The 26,116-nt window shown below is 72.4% G+C and carries 24 protein-coding genes and 1 pseudogene; 9 read left to right on the forward strand and 16 right to left on the reverse strand.

Annotation, left to right across the window (positions count from 1 at the left end; all coding sequences use genetic code 11):
- Positions 1–34: 34 nt before the first annotated feature.
- The 5 genes from IE263_RS14740 to IE263_RS14760 form a co-directional block, all read right to left on the reverse strand.
- On the reverse strand, positions 35–904 hold the full coding sequence (locus IE263_RS14740) for an SGNH/GDSL hydrolase family protein (protein ID WP_189936386.1): 870 nt from the start codon (positions 902–904) through the stop codon (positions 35–37).
- Positions 901–2,238, reverse strand: coding sequence for a glycosyltransferase (locus IE263_RS14745; RefSeq protein WP_229910993.1), 1,338 nt, complete (start codon positions 2,236–2,238; stop codon positions 901–903). The genes IE263_RS14740 and IE263_RS14745 overlap by 4 nt, the downstream gene beginning before the upstream one ends.
- Positions 2,235–3,362: a glycosyltransferase family 4 protein gene (locus tag IE263_RS14750; protein WP_189936387.1), complete on the reverse strand. Its 1,128-nt coding sequence runs from the start codon at positions 3,360–3,362 to the stop codon at positions 2,235–2,237. Before IE263_RS14750 ends, IE263_RS14745 begins: the two co-directional genes overlap by 4 nt.
- 170 nt (positions 3,363–3,532) lie before the next feature.
- Positions 3,533–4,951 (reverse strand): HEAT repeat domain-containing protein, encoded by a 1,419-nt coding sequence (locus IE263_RS14755; RefSeq protein WP_189936389.1) that lies wholly within the window; start codon positions 4,949–4,951, stop codon positions 3,533–3,535.
- A gap of 325 nt (positions 4,952–5,276) precedes the next feature.
- Entirely contained in the window at positions 5,277–5,669 is a 393-nt protein-coding gene (locus tag IE263_RS14760) for an ankyrin repeat domain-containing protein (protein ID WP_189936391.1), read from the reverse strand.
- Between the two features lie 262 nt (positions 5,670–5,931).
- Here IE263_RS14760 and IE263_RS14765 point away from each other — a divergent pair, with 262 nt between their 5' ends.
- A complete protein-coding gene (locus tag IE263_RS14765) occupies positions 5,932–6,126 on the forward strand; it encodes a hypothetical protein (protein ID WP_189936393.1) in 195 nt (64 codons plus the stop codon).
- 51 nt (positions 6,127–6,177) lie between these two features.
- Positions 6,178–7,746, forward strand: a complete 1,569-nt coding sequence (locus IE263_RS14770; protein ID WP_189936395.1) for a hypothetical protein — start codon at positions 6,178–6,180, stop codon at positions 7,744–7,746.
- A gap of 126 nt (positions 7,747–7,872) precedes the next feature.
- Here IE263_RS14770 and IE263_RS14775 read toward each other — a convergent pair whose 3' ends face one another.
- Entirely contained in the window at positions 7,873–9,381 is a 1,509-nt protein-coding gene (locus IE263_RS14775) for an SCO1417 family PLP biosynthesis transcription factor (protein WP_189936397.1), read from the reverse strand.
- Between the two features lie 99 nt (positions 9,382–9,480).
- On the opposite strand from IE263_RS14775, the gene yczE reads away from it, so the two are divergent.
- The 4 genes from yczE (at position 9,481) to IE263_RS14795 (ending at position 12,993) form a co-directional block, all read left to right on the forward strand.
- Positions 9,481–10,158 (forward strand): membrane protein YczE, encoded by a 678-nt coding sequence (gene yczE, locus IE263_RS14780; RefSeq protein WP_189936399.1) that lies wholly within the window; start codon positions 9,481–9,483, stop codon positions 10,156–10,158.
- On the forward strand, positions 10,155–10,922 hold the full coding sequence (locus IE263_RS14785) for a glycerophosphodiester phosphodiesterase family protein (RefSeq protein ID WP_189936401.1): 768 nt from the start codon (positions 10,155–10,157) through the stop codon (positions 10,920–10,922). Before yczE ends, IE263_RS14785 begins: the two co-directional genes overlap by 4 nt.
- Positions 10,923–10,993: 71 nt before the next feature.
- Positions 10,994–12,340, forward strand: coding sequence for an MFS transporter (locus IE263_RS14790; protein ID WP_189936403.1), 1,347 nt, complete (start codon positions 10,994–10,996; stop codon positions 12,338–12,340).
- 278 nt (positions 12,341–12,618) lie between these two features.
- A complete protein-coding gene (locus tag IE263_RS14795) occupies positions 12,619–12,993 on the forward strand; it encodes an RNA polymerase-binding protein RbpA (RefSeq protein WP_020128921.1) in 375 nt (124 codons plus the stop codon).
- Positions 12,994–13,175: 182 nt separating this feature from the next.
- Here IE263_RS14795 and fxsA read toward each other — a convergent pair whose 3' ends face one another.
- From fxsA to IE263_RS14815, 4 genes are all read right to left on the reverse strand, one after another.
- A complete protein-coding gene (fxsA, locus tag IE263_RS14800) occupies positions 13,176–13,736 on the reverse strand; it encodes an FxsA family membrane protein (protein ID WP_189936405.1) in 561 nt (186 codons plus the stop codon).
- Positions 13,737–13,783: 47 nt separating this feature from the next.
- Positions 13,784–14,638 (reverse strand): polyprenol monophosphomannose synthase, encoded by an 855-nt coding sequence (locus IE263_RS14805; protein WP_189936407.1) that lies wholly within the window; start codon positions 14,636–14,638, stop codon positions 13,784–13,786.
- Between the two features lie 561 nt (positions 14,639–15,199).
- A complete protein-coding gene (locus tag IE263_RS14810) occupies positions 15,200–16,801 on the reverse strand; it encodes an amidohydrolase (RefSeq protein WP_189936409.1) in 1,602 nt (533 codons plus the stop codon).
- A 47-nt stretch (positions 16,802–16,848) separates the two neighbouring features.
- The gene (locus tag IE263_RS14815; protein ID WP_189936412.1) at positions 16,849–17,289 is read right to left on the reverse strand and encodes an Lrp/AsnC family transcriptional regulator; all 441 of its coding nucleotides are present in this window, start codon (positions 17,287–17,289) and stop codon (positions 16,849–16,851) included.
- Between the two features lie 266 nt (positions 17,290–17,555).
- On the opposite strand from IE263_RS14815, the gene IE263_RS14820 reads away from it, so the two are divergent.
- Positions 17,556–18,014, forward strand: coding sequence for a hypothetical protein (locus IE263_RS14820; protein ID WP_189936414.1), 459 nt, complete (start codon positions 17,556–17,558; stop codon positions 18,012–18,014).
- A gap of 24 nt (positions 18,015–18,038) precedes the next feature.
- Here IE263_RS14820 and IE263_RS14825 read toward each other — a convergent pair.
- The 3 genes and pseudogenes from IE263_RS14825 to IE263_RS14835 form a co-directional block, all read right to left on the reverse strand.
- Positions 18,039–18,334: pseudogene (locus IE263_RS14825) on the reverse strand (phosphotransferase family protein); the annotation flags it as partial.
- Between the two features lie 213 nt (positions 18,335–18,547).
- Positions 18,548–19,699 carry an Rv3169 family protein gene (locus IE263_RS14830; RefSeq protein ID WP_189936416.1) on the reverse strand — a complete coding sequence of 384 codons (1,152 nt, stop codon included), beginning with the start codon at positions 19,697–19,699 and terminating at the stop codon, positions 18,548–18,550.
- 366 nt (positions 19,700–20,065) lie between these two features.
- Positions 20,066–21,238, reverse strand: coding sequence for an acyl-CoA dehydrogenase family protein (locus IE263_RS14835; protein WP_189936418.1), 1,173 nt, complete (start codon positions 21,236–21,238; stop codon positions 20,066–20,068).
- 208 nt (positions 21,239–21,446) lie between these two features.
- Here IE263_RS14835 and IE263_RS14840 point away from each other — a divergent pair, with 208 nt between their 5' ends.
- Positions 21,447–22,688, forward strand: coding sequence for a glycoside hydrolase family 18 protein (locus IE263_RS14840; RefSeq protein WP_189936420.1), 1,242 nt, complete (start codon positions 21,447–21,449; stop codon positions 22,686–22,688).
- A gap of 63 nt (positions 22,689–22,751) precedes the next feature.
- Here IE263_RS14840 and IE263_RS14845 read toward each other — a convergent pair whose 3' ends face one another.
- The 3 genes from IE263_RS14845 to IE263_RS14855 form a co-directional block, all read right to left on the reverse strand.
- Positions 22,752–23,414 carry a TetR/AcrR family transcriptional regulator gene (locus IE263_RS14845; protein ID WP_189936422.1) on the reverse strand — a complete coding sequence of 221 codons (663 nt, stop codon included), beginning with the start codon at positions 23,412–23,414 and terminating at the stop codon, positions 22,752–22,754.
- 107 nt (positions 23,415–23,521) lie between these two features.
- Positions 23,522–23,662: an SCO1431 family membrane protein gene (locus tag IE263_RS14850; protein ID WP_189936423.1), complete on the reverse strand. Its 141-nt coding sequence runs from the start codon at positions 23,660–23,662 to the stop codon at positions 23,522–23,524.
- Positions 23,663–23,778: 116 nt separating this feature from the next.
- Entirely contained in the window at positions 23,779–25,179 is a 1,401-nt protein-coding gene (locus IE263_RS14855) for a C39 family peptidase (RefSeq protein WP_189936425.1), read from the reverse strand.
- 173 nt (positions 25,180–25,352) lie between these two features.
- Here IE263_RS14855 and IE263_RS14860 point away from each other — a divergent pair, with 173 nt between their 5' ends.
- Complete coding sequence (locus IE263_RS14860; RefSeq protein WP_229910995.1) at positions 25,353–25,970, forward strand: uridine kinase family protein; 618 nt, start codon at positions 25,353–25,355, stop codon at positions 25,968–25,970.
- Positions 25,971–26,116 lie beyond the last annotated feature (146 nt).

Consider the following 26,116-nt stretch of genomic DNA (forward strand, 5'->3'; position numbering starts at 1 on the left):
CCGCCGGCAATGCGACAGCCGCCGGCGGCAGCGGTTACGCCGCGTCCGGCTGTCGCTCCGCCACCGACAGCGCGGCCAGTGCCGCCGAAACCGCCGCGGACGCCCGCAGGTCGAGCCGGGCGCTCGTGCCCCGCGCGCGGTGGCGCATTTCGTCGACGGCCAGCGCGAGCAGCTGGGGCAGCAGGTCGGTGCACCGCCGGGCCACCCAGCCGGTGCCCGCGGTCGCCAGCCACCACAGGCTCGCCGACTTGGTGGGCTCCGGAAACTCCGGCTCGGGCGAGGGCGCGGCCCCGTCCGCAAGGCCCGCGTGGGTCAGCAGCGCGTGGAAACGCACCGCCAGCTGCCGGTGCCCCCGCTCGCCGGGATGGAGCCGGTCGGCGCTCCACATCGCGCGGTCCGTCAGCCAGGCGCCCTCGGAGGCGTGCAGATGGATCGCCCCGTACCGCTCGGAGAGCGCGTGGACGACGGTGTTCACCGCGCGCTGCCGCCGGGCGAGCGGGCGGGCGAGGGCTCCCGGCAGCCCGAGCATCCCGCCCGGATCAGGCAGGCACGCCGTGAGCAGGACAGCGCCCTGCTCGGTGAAGGCGCTGTACACCGTGTCGAGCCGGGCGGCGACGGCGTGGATGTCGAAGGTGCAGCGCAGGGTGTCGTTGACGCCGACGACAACGGAGACGAGGTCGGGCCGCAGCGCCAGCGCTTCGGGGAGCTGCCGTTCCAGTACGTCCCGCGTCTGTGCTCCGCTGACCGCGAGGTTGGTGAACTCGACGGACTGCCCGGCCACCTGGGCCTCCCGGGCGAGTCCGGCGGCGAGCAGCGCGGCCCAGCCGCGCCACCCGTCGCCCACGGGGTCCCCGACGCCCTCGGTGAGCGAGTCCCCGAGGGCCACGAAGCGGACGGGTCTCATCCGAGCCCTCCGGAGACGAAGGGACGGGACGGCGCCGTCGCGTCGTGCTCAACAGAACGGGACGGCGCCGTCGCGTCGCTCACGGCAGAACGGGGCCGTAGCGTCGCATCGCCCGCGCCGGAACGGGACAGCGCCGTCCCCTCCCCCGCGCCGGAACGAGACGGTCCCGTTCCACCGCCCCCGTCAGGACGGCACAGCACCGTCGCATCGTGCGCGTCCAGGAACGCCTCCACCGCCGTCCCCCACCCGAAGCACTCCGCACGCGCGCGTGCGTCCTCCCGCCGCTCCACGACAGACCGCTCCAGGAGCATCTCCACCGCGTCCGCGAAGGCCTCCCCGGCGTCAGCCGCGACAGCCCCCGCGGCCCCGATCACCTCGGGCAGCGCCGACGAGGCACTCACCACCACCGGCGTCCCGCAGGCCATCGCCTCGAGCGCGGCGAGCCCAAACGTTTCCGCAGGCCCCGGCGCGACGCACACGTCCGCGGACGCCTGCAGGGCGCCCAGCGCACGGCGGTCGGACACGTGCCCCAGGAAGGTGACCGGCAGCCCGCGCTCCCGCGCCCGCTGCTCGAGCCGGCCCCGCAGCGGCCCGTCCCCGGCGACGACCAGCACCGCGCGCCGGCCGCGCCGTACCAGGGCCTCGAGCGCGTCCAGGGCCGTACCGGGCCGCTTCTCGACGGACAACCGTGTGCACGTCACCAGCAACGCGTCGTCCGCACGCGCGTACCGGGCCCGCAGCTCCGCGTCACGCAGCGCGGGGTGCCGTTCGACGAGGTCGACGCCGAGCGGCGCGCGCACCACGTTGCGGGCCCCGATCCGCACGAACTCCCGCTCGGCGAACTCGGTGGTGCACACCACGCGCGCGTAGGTGTGCGCCGTACGGATGTTGAGCGCGTCGGCGGCCCGTCGCGCCGCGCCTTCCGGCACGCCCCAGGTGCGCAGCACGCCGTCGGCGGTCTCGTGGGAGACCATCACGGCGGGCACCCGGGCCCGTCGCGCCCACTTGCCGGTCCACCGCAGCGTCGTACGGTCGGAGACCTCCAGGCGGTCGGGTGCGAGTTCCTCCAGCAGGCGGGCGACACGCCGCTTGTCGGTGAGGACGCGGTAGCCGCCGGTGCCGGGCAGCAGGGGCCCGGGCAGGGTGATCACGCGGCCCTGCTCGGTCTCCCGGTCACTCGCCCGCTCACCGGGCACGATCAGGACCGACTCGTGGCCGGCCGCGCGATAGCCCTTGCCCAGCTCGCGCAGCGCCGTGCGCAGCCCGCCCGAGGCGGGGGCGACGAAGTTGGCGAGCCGGACGATCCGCAGCGGCCCGTGCAGTGCGGCGCTCATGCCGCCACCACCAGACGGCGCGCGGCGAGCACATCCGCGTAGTGGCCTATCAGCTGGTCCCCGACGGCTGCCCAGGTGCGTCCTTCGACCATCGCCCGCCCGGCGGCCCCGTAGGCGGCCCGTCGGGAGGGATCGGCGACCAGCGCGGCCACCGCGTCGCGCACGGCGGCGGCGTCGCGCGGCGGCACGAGCACTCCGGTGCGCCCGTGGGCGACCAGGTCCAGCGGTCCGCCCGCGGCGGGCGCGACGACCGGAACCCCGCTCGCCATGGCCTCCTGCACGGTCTGGCAGAACGTCTCGAAGGGCCCCGTGTGCACGAAGACGTCCAGGGAGGCGAAGATACGGGCAAGTTCGTCACCGGTCTGCCGGCCGAGGAAGACCGCGCCGGGCAGCGCCTCGGCCAGCCCCGCCTGGCTGGGTCCGTCGCCCACCACCACGACCCGCACGCCCTCCAGGCCGCACGCACCGGCCAGGAGTTCGACCTGCTTCTCGGGGGCGAGCCGTCCGACGTAGCCGACGATCACCTCGCCGTTCGGGGCGAGTTCGCGGCGCAGCGCGTCGTCGCGCAGGTCGGGCCGGAAACGCACGGTGTCCACGCCGCGTGGCCAGAGCTTGACCCGGGGGATCTGGTGTGCCTCCAGGTCGTGCAGGGCCGCGCTGGAGGGCGCGAGGGTGAGGTCGGCGGCGGCGTGGACGGACCGTATGCGGCGCCAGGCAGCCGCCTCGCCCGCGTGCACGTAGGTGCGGGCGTATCCGGCCAGGTCCGTCTGGTAGACGGCCACAGCCGGGATGCCGAGCCGGGCGGCGGCGGCCATGCCGCGCACACCGAGGATGAAGGGGCTGGCCAGGTGCACCATGTCGGCCTGGTGTTCGACGATGGCGGCGGCGACGCGTCGGCTGGGGAGGGCGACGCGGACCTGGGGGTAGCCCGGGAGCGGGAGGGAGGGGACACGGACGACGGGGCACGGCGCCTGGGCGTCGGGCCCGCTGCCGGCGGCGGTGGCCGGCGCGACGACGAGCGGAAGGTGACCGCGATCTACGAGGTGCCGGGCGGTCTGGAGCGCGCAGTGGGCCACGCCGTTCACGTCGGGGGGAAAGGATTCGGTCACGATGACGACACGCATACCGGTGTTGTCGCCGCGCCGGACGTGGCCGCGTCAACGTGGATCTTTCCGAACGACAAACGTCCCATGAGCGTTGCGCTGCACACCCGCGCAGGTCAGACGGCGTCCATACCCGCCTGACCCGCGGGTCATCCCGTGTTCACCCGACGGGCGCACCGCGGCCCGGATGATCACATCGTGGCCGCGTCCGGCCCGATCCGGCTGCGTACCGCCGTTTGCACCTCCGCCTCCTCGGCCGGGTCGGCGGCGAGCCGGCGCAGCCGCTCCACGACCCGGGCGTCACCGGTCTCGGCGTGCCGGGCGGCGATCTCGCGGGTGGTCTCCTCGCAGTCCCACAGGCACTCGACGGCGAAGCCGGTGGCGAAGGAGGGGTCGGTGGCGGCAAGTGCGCGGGCGCAGCGGCCGCGCAGATGGGACGAGGCGGTCTCACGGTAGATATGACGCAGGACGGGTGCCGCGCAGACGATGCCGAGGCGTCCGGCACCGTCGACCAGGGTCCACAGCGTGGGCGCGTCACAGCCCTCGCCGCGTACGGCTTCGCGCAGGGCGCCGAGGACCAGGTCGCTGTCGCGGGTGGCGCCCCGGCAGGCGAGCATGCGGCCCGCTGCGGCGCCCAGGGCGTCGGGCCGGTGGGCCCAGCCGCGGGCGCGGTCGACGGCGGCGACGCTGCGCATGCGTTCGAAGGCGTCGACGGCGGCCTCCACCACGGGCGTCGAGCCGGTGGTCACGGCCTGTTCGATCAGGTCGAGGGCGTCGGGATCATTGCTGTCGGCGAGATAGCGCAGGGCGGTACACCGGGCTCCCTCGGTGCCGTCCTTGGCCGCCTGCACGATCTCCGGCCGGTCCTCGGGCCCGGCCACGGCGGTGAGGCAGCGGGCGGCGGGGACATGGAGCGCGGCGCCTCGTTCGACGCCCTGCTGGGCCCACTCGAACACGGCCTGCACGCTCCAGCCGGGGCGGGGGCCGGTGGGGCTCATCTGCCGCTGCCAGCGGTCGAAACAGCCGGTCTCCTGAGCGGCACGCACACGCGTGGAGATGTACTCGCGGGGATCCTCGGCCCACAGCCGCCAGGGCCGTGGCTCGAAGGCGTCCCGCACGGCGGCGGCCAGCTCGGCCTCGCCCTCGGCGTCGGTCGCGAACCGGGCCAGGACGGGCGCGGCCAGGGCCCGTAGGCCCGCGTCGTCGTCGCGCAGGGCGAGCTCGTCGAGGGCCCAGGCCCAGTTGGACCCCGAGGCGGCGTATCTGCGCAACAGCTCGAGGGCGTCCCGCCTGCCGTAGGAGGCGAGGTGGCCGAGGACGGCGAGGGCGAGGCCCGTGCGGGACTCGTCGGCGTCGAAGGCGTCCTCGACGTCGAAGAGGTGCGCCTCGATCTCGTCCAGCTCGCCGTTCAGGTCGAGGTAGAGACGGGCGTAGTAGAGGGAGCGGTTCTCCACCTGCCAGTCGTGGCGGGGATCGCGCAGCACACAGTGGTTCAGTGCCGCGAGCGCCTCGGGGCGGGGGGCGGTGAGCGCGTGCAGTGTGCCGTCGCCGCGGCCCCGTTGAAGCAGGCCGAGCAGCGTACCGCTGGGCGCTATGACCGGATCGAACATGGGAAACAGCCTCACATCAAGCGTCGACGCAACCGGGGAACACGCACTACCTGGCCGCGTGACAACACGTCGGGGCGCCCGCCGTCTCTTGCTTGTTGTAGACCATCTTCCTCTGCCTCTCGTCGGTGGCCCATGCGGACCGCATCACGGCCCGCGCGGTGCGGCAACACCTGCCCAGCCATCGCGTCCGTGAATCACGACGTCATGATGACCCGGCAGTTCAGCCTGCCGCGACCGAAATTTCCGGCGGCCCCGTACCGCCTCCCCCGTGGTCGTCGATTTACCTGCTCAGAACTTTCGTTTTACCTGCTCAGGGCGGTCGGTGTCACTGCGCGCCGAACAGCTCCAGGAGCTCCGCCCTGCCGAACATGCGCGCCGTGTCGATGGCCGAGGGCGTGCCGACGGCCGGGTCGGCACCGGCCTCCAGGAGGACCTTGACGACCTCCGTCTCACCCTTGAAAGCGGCCCCGGCGAGCGGGGTCTGGCCTCGGTCGTTGATGCGGTCGGCCTCGGCGCCACGGGCCAGCAGGGCCCGGACCGCCTCGGCGTGGCCGTGGTAGGCGGCGAGCATCACCAGCGAGTCGCCTCGGTCGTTGGTGAGGTTGGCCGGAACACCCGCGTCGACGTACGCCACGAGCGCCTCGGTCTGCCCCCGGCGGGCCAGATCGAAGATCTTGGTCGCCAGCTCCACGACCTCGGGGTCGGGGGCTTCGCTCATCGGCCGGACCGCCTCTCGTTTCAGCCGTTCAGGTGAATCGCCAGGGTACTGGCTGTGCGGGCACATGACGGGACCCGTCACGGGCAAAGATCACGGCCAGACCCGTTCGCCGCAACTTTGCTGCTCAGGCAGCCCGTCAGGGCTTCCACCACTCGAGGGAAATCTCCGAGATTTCACCCAGTTGCACCTTTTATCGTATAGATACATCCTGTGAGCCTGGAAGTACTCAGGGTGACTGTCCCCACGAACCAGGAGAACTCACATGATCCTGTCCATCTCAGGCGTGGTCCTGCTCGGCATCATCGTCTTCCTGTTCTTCCGGAAGGACGGACTCAAGGCGTCGCACGCCTGTGTCTGCGCCCTGTTCGGCTTCTATCTGGCAAGCACGGCCATCGCCCCGAGCATCAAGGCGGGCGGCGAGAGCCTGGCGGGCCTGCTCGGCGGCATCAAGTTCTGACGCCGCCGACCCGCCGTCCGTCCCTTCCGTACGCACCCTCAGGAGACCGCAGTGGCCCGGCGTCCCCTCCCCCGCATCCTGAGCACAGGCAGCGCGCAGATCGCCCGGAGCCGGGAGCTGGCCCGGACGGCGGCCGAGAGCGCCACCGACGTCCTCCACCCACTGATCACCATCACCCGCGGTCTGCGCCGGCTGGCGTCGGCCGGGCGGCGCAAGTGGGCCGAGACCCCCAAGGACAAGCGCGGGCCGCTGCTGTTCCTCATGGCCTCGATGGTCCTGGTCGTGGCGCTCGTGCCGTACGGCCCGCTGCTCGCCGTCATCACGCTGATGGCGGCCGCGGCCTGGCAGGGCCGGGACCGCACCCCACCGGATCCCGAAGGCCCCGACGAGTCGCAGACCCAGCGACTCCAGGCGCTGTACGAGGCCCTGGTGCCGTACTTCTCGACGGCCGAGGACCCTTCTCCCCTTTACGCCCACGGCGGCGAGTGGGAGAAGGCCTTCCCGTCCTACGCGTTCGACGGCTCGAGCCGGATCACGGACCTCGAGATCCGCTACCCCGCGTACTTCCCGGACGGCGAGGCCCGAGCACGCGCGCGTATCGAGCATCTGCTGGCGGCCAAGTCCGGCCGGGGCCGCGAGTACCACTTCACCTGGGACGAGGAGGGCAACACACTCACAGTGACCGCGCTCCCCCCGCTCCCCACCGACATCGCCGCCCAGCGCTTCGTGACCGCACCCGGCGAGACGGTCCTGGGCTTCACCGACCCCACCCAGGTCCCGCGCACCCTTCCGCTCACCCACGGCGAGGAACAGCGTGACGTCCCGCCGGTCGTCTGGCGCACCGGCATCCGCTCCACCGAGCCCCACCTCCTGGTGGTCGGCCAGCCCGGCAGCGGCACCTCGACCCTGCTCCGCTCCCTCGCCCTCCAGGCCCTCCAGTACGGCGACGTCCTCGTCGTAGAGGGCGGCGGCACCGGCGAGTACGCCTGCCTGACCGGCCGCGACGGCGTCCTGGGCGTCGAGGTCGGCCTGGCGGGGGCCGTGGCCGGCCTGGAGTGGGCCGCACACGAGACGGAACGCCGGCTGATCGCCGCGAACGAGGCCCGCCAGGCGGGCCACCCGCCGCCGGACGACACCAGGCGCCCCCTGTGGATCCTGCTCGACCGCCCCACCGCGTTCACCCACCTCGCCGAGGCGGACGGCCGCAAGGACCCCCAGTCCCTCCTCCAGGTGCCCCTCCGACACGGCCGCGCGGCCCAGGTGACGGTGGTCGTGGCCGAGCAGTTCGACAACCTGGACATCCTGAGCGACGCCGTACGACAGCACACGCGCGCGCGTGTCGTGCTCGGACCCGCTCCGGCCGACCTGTTGGAGGCGATCCTGGGCGCACGCCCGCACACCACCCCCGTCGACCACGTCCCGCCGGGCCGGGGCTACGCCCGCCTGGGCACCGGACCGGTGCACCGCCTCCAGGTACCGGCGACTCCGGACCCGTACGACGACGCGACGAGCGACGCGCACCGGCAGGCGGTGCTGGAGCTGCTGCCGCCGCGGACGACCCCGGCGGACGGGGAGACGCTGCCGGTGCCGGCCGAGGCCGTGGCCGCGGAAAGCTCGTAGGTCTGTCATTCCGTCTGCGAGCAGTCGCGCCGCTGGGGCGGAGCCGAGAGCGGGAGAGGGTGAGCGCGGGCGGCACCCCGCAAGCGCGGGTGAGCGAACCACCCGCCCGCGCCGACGTCCCTCGCGCTACGCGACAAACGTCCGCGGCCCCTCCGCCCCCACCGTCCCGCCGCTCTCGACGATCCGCGCCGCTGCGGCCAACCGCACCGCCGCCTCGTCAGCCACCGCACCCCCCACCGTGAACGGCAGCCGTACATACCCCTCGAAGGCGCCGTCGACGCCGAACCGGGGCCCGGAGGGCACGCGCACCCCCACCCGCTCCCCCGCCTCGGCGAGCCGTGAGCCCGACAGTCCCCCGGCCCGCACCCACAACGTCAGCCCGCCCTTCGGCACGGCGAACTCCCACTCCGGAAGCTCCCGCCGCACCGCGGCGACCAGCGCGTCCCGGTTCTCCCGGGCCTGCTGCCGGCGCAGGTCTACCGCCTGCTCCCAACCCCCCGTGCTGAACAGCCAGTTCACCGCCAGCTGCTCCAGCACCGGCGTCCCCAGGTCGGCGTAGGCACGCGCGGCGACCAGGCTGCGGACGACGTCCGGAGCCGCCCGCACCCAGCCGATGCGCATCCCGGCCCAGAAGGCCTTGCTCGCCGAGCCGACGGTGATCACCGTGGACCCGGCGGGGTCGAAGCCGCACACAGGCCGGGGCATCGCGCCGCCTTCGACGTCCTCGTCGAGCCACAGTTCGCTCATCGTCTCGTCGGCGACCAGCACGGTCCCGGCCGACCTGGCCGCCTCGACGAGCCGGCGGCGCTGGTCCTCGTCGGCGAGCGCGCCCGTCGGGTTGTGGAAGTCGGCGACGACGTAGGCGATGCGGGGCGCGGCCTCACGCAGGACCTGGCGCCAGCGGTCCATGTCCCACCCGGCGAGTCCCTCGGCCATCGCCACGGGCACCAGCCGGGCGCCCGCCTCGCGCATGAGCTGGAGGATGTTGGCGTAGGAAGGTGACTCGACGGCGATGCGCTCGCCGCGCCCGCCGAAGAGATGGCAGATCGCGTCGATGGCGCCCATCGCACCCGTGGTCACCATGATCTGCTCGGGCATCGTCGCTATCCCGCGCGCGGTGTAGCGCTCGGCGATCATCGCGCGCAGGGCGGGCAGACCCGCCGGGTAGTCGCCGTGCGTGTGGGCGTACGGGGGCAGCTCCTCCAGCGCGCCCTGCACGGCCCGGGTCAGCCAGGGCTCGGGCGCGGGCAGGGCCGCACAGCCCAGGTCGATCACCGAGCCGAGGGCCTCCGGGGGCAGGGGTTCCAGACCGCGCGCGGGGACCGGGTTCCCCGCCGGAACGGCGGTCCAGCTGCCCGCGCCGCGCCGGGACTCCAGGAACCCCTCCGCGCGCAGCGCCTCATAGGCGGCGGCGACGGTCGTACGGCTCACGGACAGGGCCAGGGCCAGTTCCCGTTCGGCGGGCAGCCGGGCGGCCACGGGGACGCGCCCTTCCAGGACCAGAAGCCGGACGCCGTCGGCGAGCGCGCGGTAGGCGGGCGGCCGGCGCGTCCCCGGGCCCGCCGGACGGTCCTGCTGGGACTTGAGCAGCCGTGCGAGCTGCGCGGCTCCCACTGCGGAGGTCCACTGCGCCATGGTTACCAGTCCACCTTCCCCGAATTGGCCATGGATGGCGTTTCCTTCCAAGCCACAGAGTGTCATGCGTCAGGCCACTACGACCACCGGGGGGACCACTTGTCCGCACCGCCACCGCAGGGCAGCCCATCGAACGGCACCCTCACCCGCCGACTCCTCCAGCTCTACGCCGGCCTCGCCCTCTACGGCGCGAGTTCCGCCCTCCTCGTCCGGGCGGGCCTCGGTCTGGAGCCGTGGAACGTGCTCCACCAGGGTCTCGCCGAGCTGACCGGCCTGACGATCGGCGTCGTGTCGATCGTGGTCGGCGCCGGTGTGCTGCTCCTGTGGATCCCGCTGCGCCAGCGTCCGGGCCTCGGCACGGTCTCCAACGTCTTCGTGGTCGGCCTCGCCATGGACGGCACGCTCGCCCTGGTCCCCGAGGCACACGCCCTGGCGGTCCGAGTGCCCCTGATGCTCGCCGGCATCCTTCTCAACGGTGTGGCCACCGGCCTCTACATAGCGGCGCGCTTCGGGCCGGGCCCGCGCGACGGTCTGATGACGGGGCTGCACCGGCGCACCGGCCGCTCGATCCGCCTGATGCGGACAGCCGTCGAAGTGGCGGTCGTGGTGACCGGTTTCGCCCTCGGGGGCACGATCGGTGTCGGCACCCTGCTGTACGCGGTGTCGATCGGCCCGCTCGCCCAGCTCTTCCTGCGGGTTTTCGCCGTCCCGTCGGCATCCGGCGGCAGCACGGTCGTTGCCACGGGGTCACCCCGGGGGGCGATACTGCGTCCGTGACCACCCTCATTCGCCACCCGTACCTCGACCATCCGGGGCCCATTCCGTTCGCGCACCGTGGCGGGGCCGCGGACGGTCTGGAGAACACCGTGGCGCAGTTCCGGCGCGCGGTCGAGGCGGGCTACCGCTACATGGAGACCGACGTGCACGCCACGCGGGACGGCAAGCTCGTCGCCTTCCACGACGCGACGCTGGACCGGGTGACCGACGGCGCGGGCCGCATCGCCGACCTGCCGTGGGCGGACGTACAGCACGCGCGCGTGGGGGGCAGGGAACCGGTCCCGCTCTTCGAGGAACTCCTAGAGACCTTCCCCGACGTCCGCTGGAACATCGACATCAAGGCCGAGCCGGCGCTCCACCCTCTCCTCAATCTGATCGCGCACACCAACGCCTGGGACCGCGTCTGCGTCGGCTCGTTCTCCGAAGCCCGCGTCGTGCGCGCCCAGCGGCTGGCCGGACCGCGCCTGGCGACGTCGTACGGCACCCGGGGTGTGCTGAACCTGCGGCTGCGGTCCTGGGGCGTGCCCGCGGCGCTGCGCCGGTCGGCCGTCGCCGCGCAGGTGCCCGAGGCCCAGTCGGGCATCCAGGTCGTGGACCATCGCTTCGTCCGCGCCGCCCACGCGCGCGGGTTGCAGGTGCACGTGTGGACGATCAACGAAGCGGACCGGATGCACCGGCTGCTGGACCTGGGGGTCGATGGCATCATGACCGATCACATCGACACGTTGCGCAAGGTCATGGAGGACCGGGGCGTCTGGGTCTGACCCCGGTCACCCCCGATCACCCCGTCCTCGGACCTCGCGCGGCATCTTCAGCGGGGAAGCGAGGGCACGGGGTGGGCACCGACACCGTGCGGACGGCGGCGTCCGACGACGCCGCGGGGCGCCGGCGCGAACAGCGCGGCTGGTACTTCTACGACTGGGCGTGCTCCGTCTACTCGACGAGTGTGCTCACCGTGTTCCTCGGGCCGTACCTGACCTCGGTCGCCGAGAAGGCGGCGGACGCCGACGGGTACGTCCACCCCCTGGGTATCCCGGTCCGCGCGGGCTCCTTCTTCGCGTACTCGGTGTCCCTGTCGGTGATCGTGGCCGTGCTGCTGATGCCACTGGTGGGCGCGGCAGCCGACCGCACGGGCCGCAAGAAGCCCCTTCTCGGAGCCGCCGCCTACACCGGAGCCGCGGCCACGACGGGCATGTTCTTCCTCTCCGGCGACCGCTATCTCCTCGGCGGAGTGCTGCTCGTCGTCGCGAACGCGGCCCAGTCCGTGGCGATGATGCTCTACAACTCCTACCTGCCCCAGATCGCCCCGCCCGAGGAACGCGACGCGGTCTCCTCACGCGGCTGGGCCTTCGGGTACGCGGCCGGCTCGCTGGTCCTGGTGGTGAACCTGGTCCTGTACCTCGCCCACGACTCCTTCGGCGTCTCCGAGTCGACGGCCGTCCGCATCTGCCTGGCCTCGGCCGGCCTGTGGTGGGGCGGTTTCACGCTCGTCCCGCTGCTGAGACTGCGCGACCGCCCCTCGCCCGCGCGCGAGACGACCGCCCCCGGCCTGCGCCAGCTCGCGGCGACGATCCGCGACATGCGCCGCCACCCCCTGACCCTCGCCTTCCTCCTCGCGTACCTCGTCTACAACGACGGCATCCAGACCGTGATCTCCCAGGCCTCGATCTACGGCTCCGAGGAACTCGGCCTCGGCCAGTCCACCCTCATCGGCGCCGTCCTCCTCGTCCAGGTCCTGGCCGTCGCGGGCGCCCTGACGATGGGGCGACTGGCCCGCCGGTACGGCGCGAAACGTACGATCCTGGGCTCGCTCGTGGCGTGGACGCTCACCCTGGGCGCCGGGTACTTCCTGCCCGCCGGCGCACCGGTCGGCTTCTTCCTGCTGGCGGCCGCGATCGGCCTCGTCCTGGGCGGCAGCCAGGCCCTGTCCCGCTCCCTCTTCTCCCACCTCGTCCCGCCCGGCAAGGAGGCCGAGTACTTCTCCGCGTACGAGGTGAGCGACCGCGGGATGAGCTGGCTGGGGCCGCTGCTGTTCGGGCTCACCTACCAGCTGACCGGAAGTTATCGGGACGCGATCATCTCCCTCGTGGCCTTCTTCGTCCTCGGGTTCGCGCTGCTCGCGCGGGTTCCGGTGCGGCGGGCGATCGCCGACGCCGGGAATCCGGTGCCGGAAAGGATTTAGCGCTCAACGCGAAAGGGCGGTAGTGTACGCGTTTGGCCTGCCAGGCGTACCGTTACTGCGCGTCAAAGATGCCGAAACGCTGGGTGACATCTCCTTGCAGATGTGACAAACCGGGCGCCGGTGGGTACTGCACTGGTTGACAAGGCTGCGGCTACGACGGCGACGCATGACCCGGAACGGGACTCGGAACGGGAATCTTTACCGCCGACCGGACGTTGACCGGATGACGACGACAGCGACACCTGTCCTGTGGGCGACAAGCCCGGGAGGCACGATTCATGAGTGAGCGAGCTCTTCGCGGCACGCGCCTCGTGGTGACCAGCTACGAGACGGACCGCGGCATCGACCTGGCCCCGCGCCAGGCCGTGGAGTACGCATGCGAGAAGGGGCACCGCTTCGAGATGCCCTTCTCGGTCGAGGCGGAGATCCCGCCGGAGTGGGAGTGCAAGGTCTGCGGAGCACCTGCACTCCTCGTGGACGGCGACGGCCCTGAGGAGAAGAAGGCCAAGCCCGCGCGTACGCACTGGGACATGCTGATGGAGCGGCGGACCCGTGAGGAACTCGAAGAGGTCCTCGAGGAACGGCTGGCCGTTCTGCGTTCCGGAGCGATGAACCTTGCGGTGCATCCTCGGGACAGCCGTAAAAGCGCTTAGCGGGAAGCCGGAACACAGCGCACGCACATGACCGCGGGCGCCGTACGTGAGATCACGTACGGCGCCCGCGGTCGTTGTGTGGTGCCGGTGCGTGGGGTGGCCGGCCCTGGGGGCTTCGCCCCCCGACTCCCATCGGCCCGAAGAGCCTCGTCCTCAATCTCCCCCAGACGGGCTGACCACGCTCAGCGAGTCAACGGCGGGCGCCGTTCCTCTCCCGCGTCGCTCCCCCGCTCCTGGTCCCTGATCACCTCGCCCTGCACCACCTTCCCGTCGGGACGGTGCATCCGGGCCTGCTGGAAGGCGTCGCCCAGGGAACCCGGGGTGGCCTCGCGCAGCTTGCGGTCGACCGTGCGTTCCGCGTGGCGGCCGACGGCCTTCTGGACCGGCGGGAGGAGCAGGAGCAGGCCCAGCGCGTCGGAGGCCAGTCCGGGGATCATCAGCAGGAGGCCGCCGAGCATCATCAGACCGTTGCCGCCGCCCCGGGACGGGGGCGTCCCGCGCTGGAGGGCCTCGTTCAGGTTCTGGAAGGCGCGTCGGCCCGCCCGCTTGATGACCACGGAGCCGAGGACGAACCCGGCGAGCAGCAGCAGGAAGACCATGAACCCGCCGGCCGCGTCCGCGACCACGGTGAGCAGCCAGATCTCCAGCACCAGCCACGCGGCGAGGCCCAGCGGCAGGAACGTCCGCAGCCGGGAGCGCCGGGGCCGGGCGGGGTAGGTGGGGGTCGGAGCGCCAGTCGTCATGCCCTCAAGTGTGCCTGGGCTCGGCTCAGAGCGGCATAAGCGGACGATCAGCCGTTCCCGTGCGACTGCTCCGGCGACGCCGGGGCAGGGGCCGGAGACTGTGGCTGTTCCTGCCGGCTTCCCCTGCCCGCGATCTTGCCGACCCGCTCCCCCACGCCCCACGCCGTGACCCGCCACAGGGCCTCGACGAGGATGTCGCGGCTCATCTTGGAGTCGCCGTGTTCCCGCTCGACGAAGGTGATGGGCACCTCGACGACATGAAAGCCGGCCTTGACGGCGCGGCGGGCGAGGTCGACCTGGAAGCAGTAGCCCTGGGAGGCGACCTCGTCGAGACCGAGGCCCTCGAGGGTCTCGCGGCGGAAGGCGCGGTAGCCGCCGGTGATGTCGCGCAGCGGCAGGTCCAGCGCCAGGCGGGAGTAGAGGCTGCCGCCGCGGGAGATGAACTCGCGGGACCTGGGCCAGTTCACGACGCGGCCGCCCGGTACCCAGCGGGAGCCCAGGACGAGGTCCGCGCCCTTGAGGGCGGTGAGCAGGCGGGGCAGTTCCTCGGGCTGGTGGGAGCCGTCGGCGTCCATCTCGATCAGCACGCCGTAGCCGTGGTCGATGCCCCAGCGGAAGCCCGCGAGGTAGGCGGCGCCGAGGCCCTCCTTGCCCTTGCGGTGCAGCACCTGGACCTGGTCGTCCTCGGCGGCGAGCTCGTCGGCGAGCTTGCCGGTGCCGTCGGGGCTGTTGTCGTCGGCCACGAGGACATGGGCCTCGGGGACAGCCTTGCGCACCCGGCCGACGATGGTCTTGATGTTCTCCGCCTCGTTGTAGGTGGGGATGATCACCAAGGCCTTACCGAGCGGGCCGAACTGCCTCCCCCGGTCCTGTGCCACGGAGGTCACGTCGCCGTCGTTCACTGCTGCCCCTTCATGTCCGTACGCAGGGGACCACCATAGTGGCCGCCGCCTGCGCCGACGTGACGGGACGTTCGTATGGTGGTGTCGTTTCCACAAAAGCGGGGTATGGATGCTCTTTTCCGGTCTGCAGGGCCGAGCCTACTGCGTGCGGATGAGCCCGCGAGGTGCTGCGGATGGGGGCCCGGCGCTCTTCGGGCCGACCTGGGGCCCGCTGGCTGCGGGTCGACCGAAAGCCGTTGTCTACTGAGCGCCCGGGCCCCACCCGGGTCACACCTCCCCGACCGACCGGAACGTTCCCTCGCCGTGGCGCTGGCGCTGAGCCTGGCTCCCAGTGGCGGTGCGCCGGTGCGGCGGACCGTCCCTGACCCAGCGGCGCCGCGGCGAGTGCGCGGATGTTCCCCGGCGAGGCGTCCTGTGGTGGACTCGGCCGAACCTACCGGCCCCCCGCCGTTCGCTGTCAACAGCCGTTCGACCTGCGGGTCTTCCGTCAATGCGCTGGTCAGCAGGGCGGTCGCGCGACGGCGGGCGGACGGGTGATCCTCCGCGGGCGGCCCCGGCAGGTCACTCGCCCGGCCGTACGAACACCGTCCGCCCTCCGACCACCGTGCGCAGGCAAACGGGCAGGTCGGAGCCCGGGGTCAGGTCGGGCAGACCGGGGGTGCCGGAGCGGGGGTCGGTGGACCAGCGGGCGACCCGGTCGTCGGGGGCCTGGACGATCAGCTCGTCCGTGCGCCACACCGCGTAGTCCGCCGGAGCTCCCGGCACCAGGACACCCGCGTCGTCGCGTCCGATCGCGCGCCAGCCGCCGCGCGTGTGGGCGGTGAACGCGGCGCGGACGGAGACGCGGTGGCCGGGAGTGCGGTGGAAGGCCGCGGCACGGACCGTGCCCCACGGGTCGAGGGGTGTGACGGGGCTGTCGGAGCCGAAGGCGAGCGGGACACCGGCCCGCAGCAGCGCCGCGAAGGGGTTGAGGGTGCGGGCCCGCTCGGCGCCCAGACGCTGGGCGTACATACCGTCCTCGCCGCCCCACAGGGCGTCGAAGGCGGGCTGGACGGAGGCGGTCAGGCCGAGTTCGGCGAACGCCGCGATCGTCTCCGGGGTGAGCATCTCGGCGTGCTCGACGCGGTGCCGGGCGGCTCGGATGCGGGCCAGTCCCAGTTTCTCGGCGGCGGTGCGCACGCCCTCGACGACGGCGGTGACGGCGGCGTCGCCGATGGCGTGGAAGCCCGCCTGGAGTCCGGCCTCGGTGCAGGCCGTGACATGTGCGACGACCTCGGCGGCACTCAGGTAGGCGGTGCCGGTGTGGGCGGCATCGGTGTAGGGGGCGTGCAGGCAGGCGGTGTGGGAGCCGAGGGCGCCGTCCACGAAGAGGTCGCCGGCCGCGCCGAGGGCACCCAGCTCCCTCGCCTTCTCGACGTCCTGTTCGGCCCAGTAGCCGACGACGCGGGGGCTGGGCTCCTCCGCGGCGAGCCGCAGCAGGTCCGTGAAGTCGTCCTCGGAGGAGATCTCCGGGCCGGCGCACTCGTGGACCGAGCCGATGCCGAGGGAGGCGGCGTGCGCCAGGGCGGTGCGCTGGGCCTCGACGCGCTGCCGGGGCGTCACGGCAGCGAACGCGGCGGCGCGTACGGCGTGGTGGGCGTCGGCGGTGAGCGGGCCGTCGACCGGGCCGAGGCCGGGGGTCAGATCGAGCAGGGCCGTGGTGACGACCGCCGAGTGAACGTCGATGCGCGACAGGTAGAGGGGACGGCCGCCCGTGGCCTCGTCCAGCTCCGCGCGGGTCGGGGGGCGGCCGCCGGGCCAGCGGGAGGCGTCCCAGCCGTGGCCGAGCAGGACCTTGTCCTGCGGGCGGGCGGCGGCGAAGTCCCGTAGCCGGGCGAGGGCCGCCTCCAGGGTGGGAGCGGTCGACAGGTCGAGGCCGGTCAGGGCGAGGCCCGTCGACGTGGTGTGGACGTGCGCGTCGGTGAACGCGGGGGTGACGAGAGCGCCGTCCAGGTCGATCACCTCGTCGACACCGTCCGCGAAGGCGTCGGCCGCGCCCTCCGAGCCGACCCAGGCGACCTGGGCGCGCTCGACGACCATCGCGGTCGCGAACGGGTCGGCAGGACTGTGGACCTCTCCACGGCGGAGCAGGACGGTCTTCGGCTCGGGGGTGCGCGCACTCATGGGGAACAGTTTCGCGCCTCACCGGAGCCGACCGGCACGCGGACCCCTCAGATCCGCGGCGGCCTGGCCTCGTACGGGGTGGACAGGACGACCGTCGTCCGTGTCGAGACGCCCGCGAGCGCCCGCAGACGGCCCAGCAGCTCCTCCAGCTCGTGCGGAGTGGCCACCCGTACCTTGAGGATGTAGTTCTCGTCGCCGGCCACGCTGTGGCAGGCCTCGATCTCCGGCACGCCGGCGAGGCGGTCGGCGATGTCGTCGGGGGCGCTGGGGTCGAACGGTTTCACCGAGATGAAGGCGGTCAGGGGCAGCCCGACGGCCTCGGGGTCGACGACGGCCGCGTATCCGCGGATGACGCCGCGTTGTTCCAGTCGGCGCACCCGTTGGTGCACGGCCGATGTGGACAGGCCCGTGGCCTTGCCCAGGTCGGTGTAACTCATCCGCCCGTCCTTGACGAGCAGCTGCACGATTTGCCGGTCCAGCTCCTCCATGCGCAAGAACCTACAGTGCCTCTGACCTCCCCGTATACCTATGCAGTCCAGGCCATACCCGGTTCGTGATGTGGCTGAGAGTCATCTGTGAGCCGGATGGGGGGGCCGGCCCCCGGACGGGCACCTGCGCGGGGCATGTGACGAATGCCACAAGCCCTGTCCGGGCTTCGTGATGTCCTCGTGATTACCGCCGAGACGGGTTGGGAAGTGCTTGCTGTGGTCGAGGCCGCAGCGCCTTCACGGCCCAGCCCGAGGGGGAGAATCCCATGCAGAGTCTTAAGCGCCCTGGTCGCACCGCGCCCAAGCGGTTCCAGCCCGTCGTCGTCGAGCCCGAGCCGGAGGGCGTCGAACCCGACGGCTTCGACGCCGACCTCACCGACAGCGCCGACGAGTTCGACGCGTACGACACCTTCGAGATGTACCGGGTGATCTGCCCGGACTGCGCGCAGCCCATCGCCCTGCTGGCGGACGAGGAGGTCCTGCCGGAGCACGCGCTGTGCGCCTCGCCGTGGAACCCGTTCGGGCTCACGGTCTGCGCCGGTACGGGACGCGCGGCGTCCGAGGCGCGTCCCGCGGACGAGTCCTTCGAGCCCCAGGAGCAGAACACCGCTCTCCTGTTGACGCTCCCTCAGGGGCTGGACTGGCGCATGCAGCCCTTCTCGCACGTCGGCGGTCCGGGCTCACGCCCGATGCGCGTGTCGGCGCTGCGCCGCCACGCCGCCTGAGCGCTTCCGCTCGGCCGAGCCGGCTCACTTCCAGTAGCTGCCCTGCACCATGGCCCGCAGGCTGACGTGGTGCAGGATCAGCGTGTCCGGATCGGCCGGGACGGCGACCTCGCCGCAGTGGACCTGCCGGTAGTCGACGCGCAGCATGCCGATCGCGTGCCGCAGCGCGGCGTACAGCATGGAGGAAAGTCCGTGTCGCGGGGCCTGTGCCCGGTGAGCCGCGCGTACCGCTCCTCGACGCGGTCGCGGCGCGGGAAGCCGGGCGGTCCGCCCTCCCCGGAGGCGACCGTGAGGTCGTGGAAGAAGTGGTGCAGGTGGACCCGAGCCTCAACGCCCAGGCCCAGGCGGGAGTTCGGGGTGGTCCAGGTCGAAGAGCAGGGTCTCGCTGGACGCGCCGTTGGAGGCGGGGACGGTGACGGCGGTGGCCTTGGCACCGGGCGGATGGGTGTCGAGCCAGGCCGTCAGCCGGCGCGCGATGTCCTAGGGGTCGCGCCTCGGGGTGCGCGGGTGGGGTGCCCTGTCGGCGGTCCTCCTCACGGCGCGACCGAGTCGGAGCCGGTGAAGCCGCTGGGATCGTGGCGGCCGAACGAGCCGTGTTCGAAGATGCCGTGGCCGACCTGGCCGTCGAGGCGGAAGCGGGCCGCGTGGTCGGTGACGCCGTAGGCGGCCAGGGGGTGCGGCCGCGTCAGGTCGTAGGTGCGGCGGTCGGTCCAGCCGGGGCCGTGCCAGGTGCCGTGCTGCCAGTCGATGGGGGCCCCTCCCGCTCGAACGGAGCCGAGAGTGGGGAACGGCGGGTAGCCGGCGCCGATCGCGAGGGGGGAGGAGGTGAGGATCTCGACCTCCAGTTTCAGCGGCCGGCGGATGTCCCCCAGGTGGATGAGGGCGCGCTCCGGGTGGCGGGTGCCGGAGCGGTAGGTGATCTCGGCCTGGGGCCAGCCCAGTTGGCGGTCGCGGCGGCCGGGGCGGACGAGGGTGGCGTCGTTCAGGGAGCGGTGGCCGTCGGCGTCCTCCTGGGTGATGACCATCAGGAAGCGGTCGTCGAAGCGGACCGGGCACCAGATCCAGTGGAAGCCCTCGGTCGGGTGGTCCTGTGCGAGCCGCCCGCCGTCCTCGCCGGGAACGGGCCGCACACCCCAGCTGCGGTCGCGGGTGCCGGTCCACGCGCCGGCCGTCAGCCGGATCTCCTCACCGCCCGCCCGCAACCACCCCACGCACCGTCCCGCCTGCACGAACCGCTTTCCCTCCCACGTCAGCCGCCCACCTCGCCGCTGCTGGTGGTGCGGCTCCCACAGCGCCGGGAAGTCCGCCGACCAGTGGATCTCGTACGACAGTCCGTCCGGGTCGTCGGGATCGGCCGCGCAGCTCAACACGAAGTCCCGCAGCGGCCGTTCGACCAGGACACGCAGCGGGCCGACCTCCAGCCGCATCCGGTCGTCACCGAGGGCGTCGGAGGCGCGGACGGCGTGCAGGGTGTCACCCCGGCGCAGGGTCGCGAAGGCGTCGATCACACCCAGGTTGGGGTACACCCCGAGCCCGGCGATCAGCAGGGCGCGGCCCCGCTGGTCGAAGACGTGGAACGTGCAGCGGTCGTAGGCGTTGCGGTCGCCCGTCGCGACGTGCTTCATCGACAGGGGCACCTGGTGGACGGGGTATTCGTCGAGCGGCACGGGACGGTCGTCGGCCATGAGCGCACCTCCCTGGACGCAGGGATTTGACGGTACGTCAGACCAGGGTTCTGCTACCAGACGTCCGCCGCACGGAAACCGGGGCACATCCCGAACTCACGCCCGACCTCGCGAGCCGGTGACCTGGACTCGCGTGTGCGCGTTGCCCTGGTATGGCTCCCACCACTTCAGCAGCGCCCGGGCGTCACCGCCAGCTCTTCTTCCCCGTGTCGGCAGGAACGGTTCCGCTGGCTCCGCCTCCCCCGCAGGATCCGCCGATCTACCGCGACCTGATGCGCACCTGGGCCGACCGGGGCCGCACCCTGCCGGGCCGGCACGACCCGGAATGGGTGCGGCTGGCGGCCCCGCTGGTGCGGCCGGGACAGTTCAGCGGCTCTCCGGACCCAGTAGGTGACGGGCGATGACCATGCGTTGGATCTGGTTGGTGCCCTCGACGATCTGCAGGACCTTGGCCTCGCGCAGGTAGCGCTCCACGGGAAAGTCGGCGGTGTAGCCGTAGCCGCCGAGGACCTGGACTGCGTCGGTGGTGACCTGCATCGCGGCGTCGGTGCAGGTCAGCTTGGCCATGGCCGCCTGCGGGGCGAACGGCCGGCCCGCGTCCCGCAGGCGTGCCGCCGCCAGGTACAGGGCCCGGCCCGCCTCGATCCGGGTCGCCATGTCGGCGAGCAGGAAGCGCAGCCCCTGGAAGTCGGCGATCGGCCGCCCGAACTGCCGCCGCTCCCGCGCGTACGCGGCCGCCTCGTCCAGCGCCGCCTGAGCGACCCCGATCGCACAGGCGGCGATCCCGAGCCGTCCGGAGTCCAGGGCGGCCAGGGCGATCGCGAAGCCTTCCCCCTCGTCACCGATGCGCCGCGCGTCCGGGATCCGCACGCCGTCGAAGTGGACCTGGGCGGTGGGTGAGCCCTTCAGTCCCATCTTCCGTTCCGGCGGCGCCGCTCTCACACCTTCGGCGTCGGCCGGCACCAGGAACGCGGTGATCCCGCGCGGCCCCTCGCCGCCGGTGCGGGCCATGACCGTGTAGAAGTCGGCGATGCCGCCGTGCGTGATCCAGGCCTTCGTGCCGGTGATCACCCAGTGTCCTTCGTCCCGCACCGCCTTCGTGCGCAGCGAGGCCGCGTCGGAACCGGAGGCCGGTTCGGAGAGGCAGTAGGCACCGAGCTGCCCGCCGCCGAGCATGCCGGGCAGGTGCGCGGCCCGCTGCTCCTCGGTGCCGTAGGTGGCGAGCGAGTGGGAGGCGAGGGTGTGGACGCTGACGCCGAGACCGACGGTGAGGCGGGCGGCGGCGAGTTCCTCGAGGACCTGGAGGTAGACCTCGTACGGCTGGTCGCCGCCGCCGTACGCGGAGTCGTACGGGAGACCCAGCAGGCCCGATTCCGACAGGAGGGTGAACAGCTCGCGCGGGAAGCGGCCGGCGTCCTCCTCCTCGGCGGCCGTGGGGGCGATCTCACGGCGGGCGATGTCCCGGACGAGGGCGAGCAGGTCGCGGGCCTCGTCCGTGGGCAGGAGGCGGTCCACCGGCGGCGGGGCACGGTCGGGCATGGCGTCCCTCTCCTCCCTGACTGACCAGCGGCTTCGCGCTGTGAGTATGCCCGCGCGACGGCGTCGCCGCACGGGCTCACGGCCACAGGATTGGTCCAAACCATTGACCGAACTGGTCTAGTCCTCCTACCGTTTCGCTCCAACGCTTCCCCGCGTTCATGCCAATCGGCGTGCGTTCCCCTCCCTGTCCCCTGCGAGGAGACACCCGATGCACACCCCGCTCCGCCCCCGCGCCCGGTTCCGGACGCTCCTGTCCGCCGGCTGTTGCGCGACCCTCGGCGCCGCCCTGCTCGCCGGCGCGGGCACCGCCACCGCCGACGAGCCCGCCCCCGCCAAGGACCGCGCGACCGGCTCCAAGGTCGTGGGCTACTTCACCGACTGGGGCATCTACGGCCGCCAGTACTACGTCAAGAACATCGAGACCTCCGGCTCCGCGGACAGGCTCACCCACATCAACTACGCCTTCGGCAACGTCACCGGCGGAAAGTGCGTCCTCGGCGACCCGTGGGCGGACACCGACAAGCCGTTCACCGCCGAGGAGTCCGTGGACGGTGTCGCCGACACCGCGGACCAGCCGCTCAGCGGCAACTTCAACCAGCTGCGCAAGCTGAAGAAGCTCCACCCGAACCTCAAGGTCATCTGGTCCTTCGGCGGCTGGAGCTGGTCGGGCGGCTTCGGCGAGGCGGCCAAGGACCCGGCGGCCTTCGCCCAGTCCTGCTACGACCTGGTCGAGAACTCCAAGTGGGCGGACGTCTTCGACGGCATCGACATCGACTGGGAGTACCCCAACGCCTGCGGCCTCACCTGCGACACCAGCGGCCGCGAGGCGTTCCGGGACGTCATGAAGGCCCTGCGCTCCAAGTTCGGCAAGCGCGAGCTGGTCACGGCGGCGATCACGGCCGACGGCACGAGCGGCGGCAAGATCGACGCCGCGGACTACGCGGGCGCGGCACGGTACGTCGACTGGTACAACCCGATGACGTACGACTACTTCGGCGCCTGGGCGGCCACCGGTCCCACCGCACCGCACTCGCCCCTGCACTCGTACCCCGGCATTCCGCAGAAGGGCTACGACACGGCCACCACGATCGCCAAGCTCAAGAGCCTGGGCATCCCGTCGCACAAGCTGCTGCTCGGCATCGGCTTCTACGGGCGCGGCTGGACCGGTGTCACCCAGGCCGAGCCGGGCGGCACGGCCACCGGTCCGGCGCCGGGGACGTGGGAGGACGGCAACGAGGACTACAAGGTCCTCAAGGCCAAGTGCCCGGCGACCGGCACGGTCGGCGGCACCGCCTACGCCAAGTGCGGGTCGGAGTGGTGGAGTTACGACACCCCGGCCACCATCGCGATCAAGATGAAGTACAAGGACCGGCAGGGGCTGGGCGGGACGTTCTTCTGGGAGCTGAGCGGGGACACGACCAACGGTGAGCTGATCAAGGCGATCAAGTAGCGCGGCTCACCGGGCACTTGGGGCGGGGGACCACGAGCCTCCGCCCCTTGTGCGTCGTGCTCCTCAGACGCCCCGGCAGGCCGGCTTCGGCGCCGGGAACGCGGGGTCGATCTCCTCGATGGCGCGCAGGGCTCCGCCCAGGGTCTTCACGAGCAGGTCGCGCATGGTCTCCCGGGACAGTTCGTCCGGGCGGTCGATCCAGTCGAGGGTGGCGCCCTCGACGCTGCACACCCAGGCCAGCAGGCCCATCCGCGGCAGCGACGGGATGTCGCTGCTGCCGTACGCGCCCTCGGCGATGGTCGCCACGATCGCCTCGCGCACGCTGTCCCTGATGGCGTGCACCTCGGCGTCGAAGCCGACGCCGCCGCTGACGATCGTGCGATAGGCGGCCTGGTGGTGCTCGGCGAAGCGCAGATAGCTGTCGATGGTGCGGTGCACCCGGTCCACCTGGGGCAGTTCGAGGCCGCTCGCGGCGAAGGAGACCAGGTCGGCGACGGAGTCCTGGATGATCGCCAGGTAGTAGCCGCGCTTGGACTGGAAGTAGTAGTAGATCAGCCCCTTGGCGACGTGCGCCTGCCGGGCGATGTCATCCATCGAGAGCGCGTCGTAGGACGTGTCGGCGAACAACTTCCGCCCGATGGCGATGAGTTCGGCGCGACGGGCCAGAGAGCGCTCGGTGCCGCGCGCCCGGGGGCGAGCGGCGTCACGCTGGTGACTGATATTCAACTTCGACCCTGGTTTCCAACGGTCGGCGGGACGACGTCAGTATGTCAGGTCGAACCGTGGGTCATGTCACACGGGTCACATGCCTCAGGCACCGCTCGCGCCGTCCCTCACACCAGGCCGAGCCGGGTCACGAACATCGCGACGACCACGACGAGGACCCAGCCCATGACGTGCTCGAGGATCTTGGGGCCGTCGTCCTGGGGGCCGCCGGTGCGGGTACGGGCGGCGGTGGCTGCATGTGCGGTCATGGTGGCTCACTGAGGTCGTGCGTACAGGTCCGGTCTGTCCACCTTGCCACCGGTCAGGGCTTTTGCGGCCGAGATCTTGCTCACACGACGGGAGGACCGAGCCTCCCGCCATGTCCTCAGCGCACCCCCACCGCCGCGAGCGCCTTGCGCTGGCGCGCGCTCGGACGCGCCGGGAAGTAGAGGTAGCAGACGCCCCCGGTACCGGAGACGACCTTGCCGCTCGCGTTGTAGCGCTTGGTCCGCAGCCAGACGTTCTCGAACTCCCGCCGCGGATAGACGCGCCGCACCGCCGCGTTGCTCGGCGAGGCCGGGTCGTTGGCGATCACGTCGCCCTCCGCCGTGAAACCGATCACCGTCATCAGGTGCCCGGCGGTGCCGTACCCCGCACCGGTCAGTTCCTCCTTGAGGAAGGACTGCGACGTCATGGCCGGGATCCCGGCCGCGATCAGGGTCTCCAGGTCGGTGAGGGAGGTGAGCCGGGTCACCACGCCCTGGAGGTCCTTGAAGGTGGCCGCGTAGGCGGCGTTGAACGGCCAGTTCCCGCAGCCGTTGTACTGGTGGTCGAACGTGTACCGGGCGGCGTGGCAGACCTGCGGGTCGGCGTACGCGGGGTCGACCCAGGACAGTTGCTCCGGGGTGAGCCGGCCGCCCCAGTACTCGATGATCATCTGCGAGGAGGTCGGGCTGCACCAGGCCTCGCCACCGTTGTCGTACTCGGGGTACTGGCCCGTGTGGATCTCCTGCGAGTAGCGCGGGACGCTCAGCTCCTGCGCGAGGCCGGGCACGGAGGCCGGGACGGTGAAGCGGTCCGGCACGTCCGAGCCCATCGCGCCCACGCGCCACACCGTCGGGGTGAGCTTGGTGCCGGGCCTGCGGTAGAGGGTCAGACGGAGCCGGTAGGAGGCGAGGCGCAGCCCGGTGGAGGCGTCGTCGATCGCGAACGTGTCCGTCCAGATGGTGCTCCTTCCGTCGGTCTGGTCGTCGGTCGAGGTCCGCTTGATGTCCTGGTCGCCGGCCGCCCACCGCCCCATCACGTACCAGGGGGTGTCCGTGCCGTCGGAGTAGGTGCCCTTCAGGTCGATCCGGAGCCAGGTGCCGGCCGGGGTGCTCGCGTTCCAGGAGGCGATGGCCTCGGTCGAGGGGACGGCGAGCCGGTGGACGGGGGACGTCCAGGTCGCGTACTCCCAGGCGGCGGTTCTGCCGGTGTGCGGGTCGGTGTAGTCGACGGTGCCGAGCGGGGTGCCGAGGACGAGGCCCGGCCTGGCACCCGCCACGGGCCGGGTGCCCTGGGCGGTGCCGGCGCGCCAGTCGGCGTACGTGGTCCAGGAGCGGTGGTCGACGGTGCGGGCCGGGGCCGCTTCGGAGGCCGCGGTGTCGGACGGGTCGGCGGCCGCCGGCCCCGAGCCCCCGGCGACAGCGGCGGCGACCACGGAGGCGAGGACGGTCCTGCGGGAGGGCTCATCGGTGCGGCCGGGGCGCTGATCGGCTCTGTAGGACGGTTGTTCGGCTCTGCTCATGGGCGGAAGACCCCCAGGGTGTCCGAGTCGGGGCGGGTCCGGTGCATGGTGTGCGCCAACTATGGACGCAGGCAGCCGCACCTGCGAGCACTTCCGCGCGTGCCACGCCCAGGAACGCGGGAACGGGCCACTGGCGCGACCGGCGGCGGGACGCGGTCTGTGCGCCACTAGACTTGCGCGCCGCACGCGCCGCACCTCCGCACACCCCAGGAACTGCCATCCACCAGCTCGCCTCCCGGCTCCGCCGTCTCCCCCCGTCCTGCGGTCCGGTCCGCCTGGTCGGCGTCGACGGGCACGCCGGCTCCGGGAAGTCCACGTTCGCGGGACGGTTGGCCGAGGCACTGGGCGGCGCCCCTGTACTCCACCTGGACGACCTGGCGAGCCACGACGCACTGTTCGCGTGGACGGGACGTCTGCTGACCCAGGTGATCGAGCCCCTCGGCCGCGGCGCGACCGCGCACTACGCCCCCTATGACTGGCGTGCCCGCCGCTTCGGCCCGCCCCGGCCGCTCCTTCCATCCCCCGTGATCCTCATGGAGGGCGTCGGTGCCGGCCGCCGCGCCCTGCGGCCCTACCTGGCCCACCTGCTGTGGATGGACGTGCCCCGGGAGGAGGCCTGGGCGCGGGGACGCTCGCGGGACGGGGAGGAGCAGCGGGAGTTCTGGGACGGATGGGTCCTGGCGGAGCTGCGACATTTCGCCGGGGATCCGTCAAGGCCGTACGCCGACTTGTTGGTACGGCAGTTGACGGAGGGGTACGAGGTGCTGCCGGGGCCGACGGGGACGCCTTGACCGCACCGCGTTGTCACGCACCGTGAGGGACCACCCGCGATGTGGTGAACGTGTGAAGGGCCTTGCGTTCGAACTTCGCCAAGTGCTTCAACTCAGCTTGACCGGGGGCCCGTACAGGACTTACGTTCTCAATGGCGGCAATCGAA

The organism is Streptomyces aurantiogriseus (genome assembly GCF_014649375.1).
GTDB lineage: Bacteria > Actinomycetota > Actinomycetes > Streptomycetales > Streptomycetaceae > Streptomyces > Streptomyces aurantiogriseus.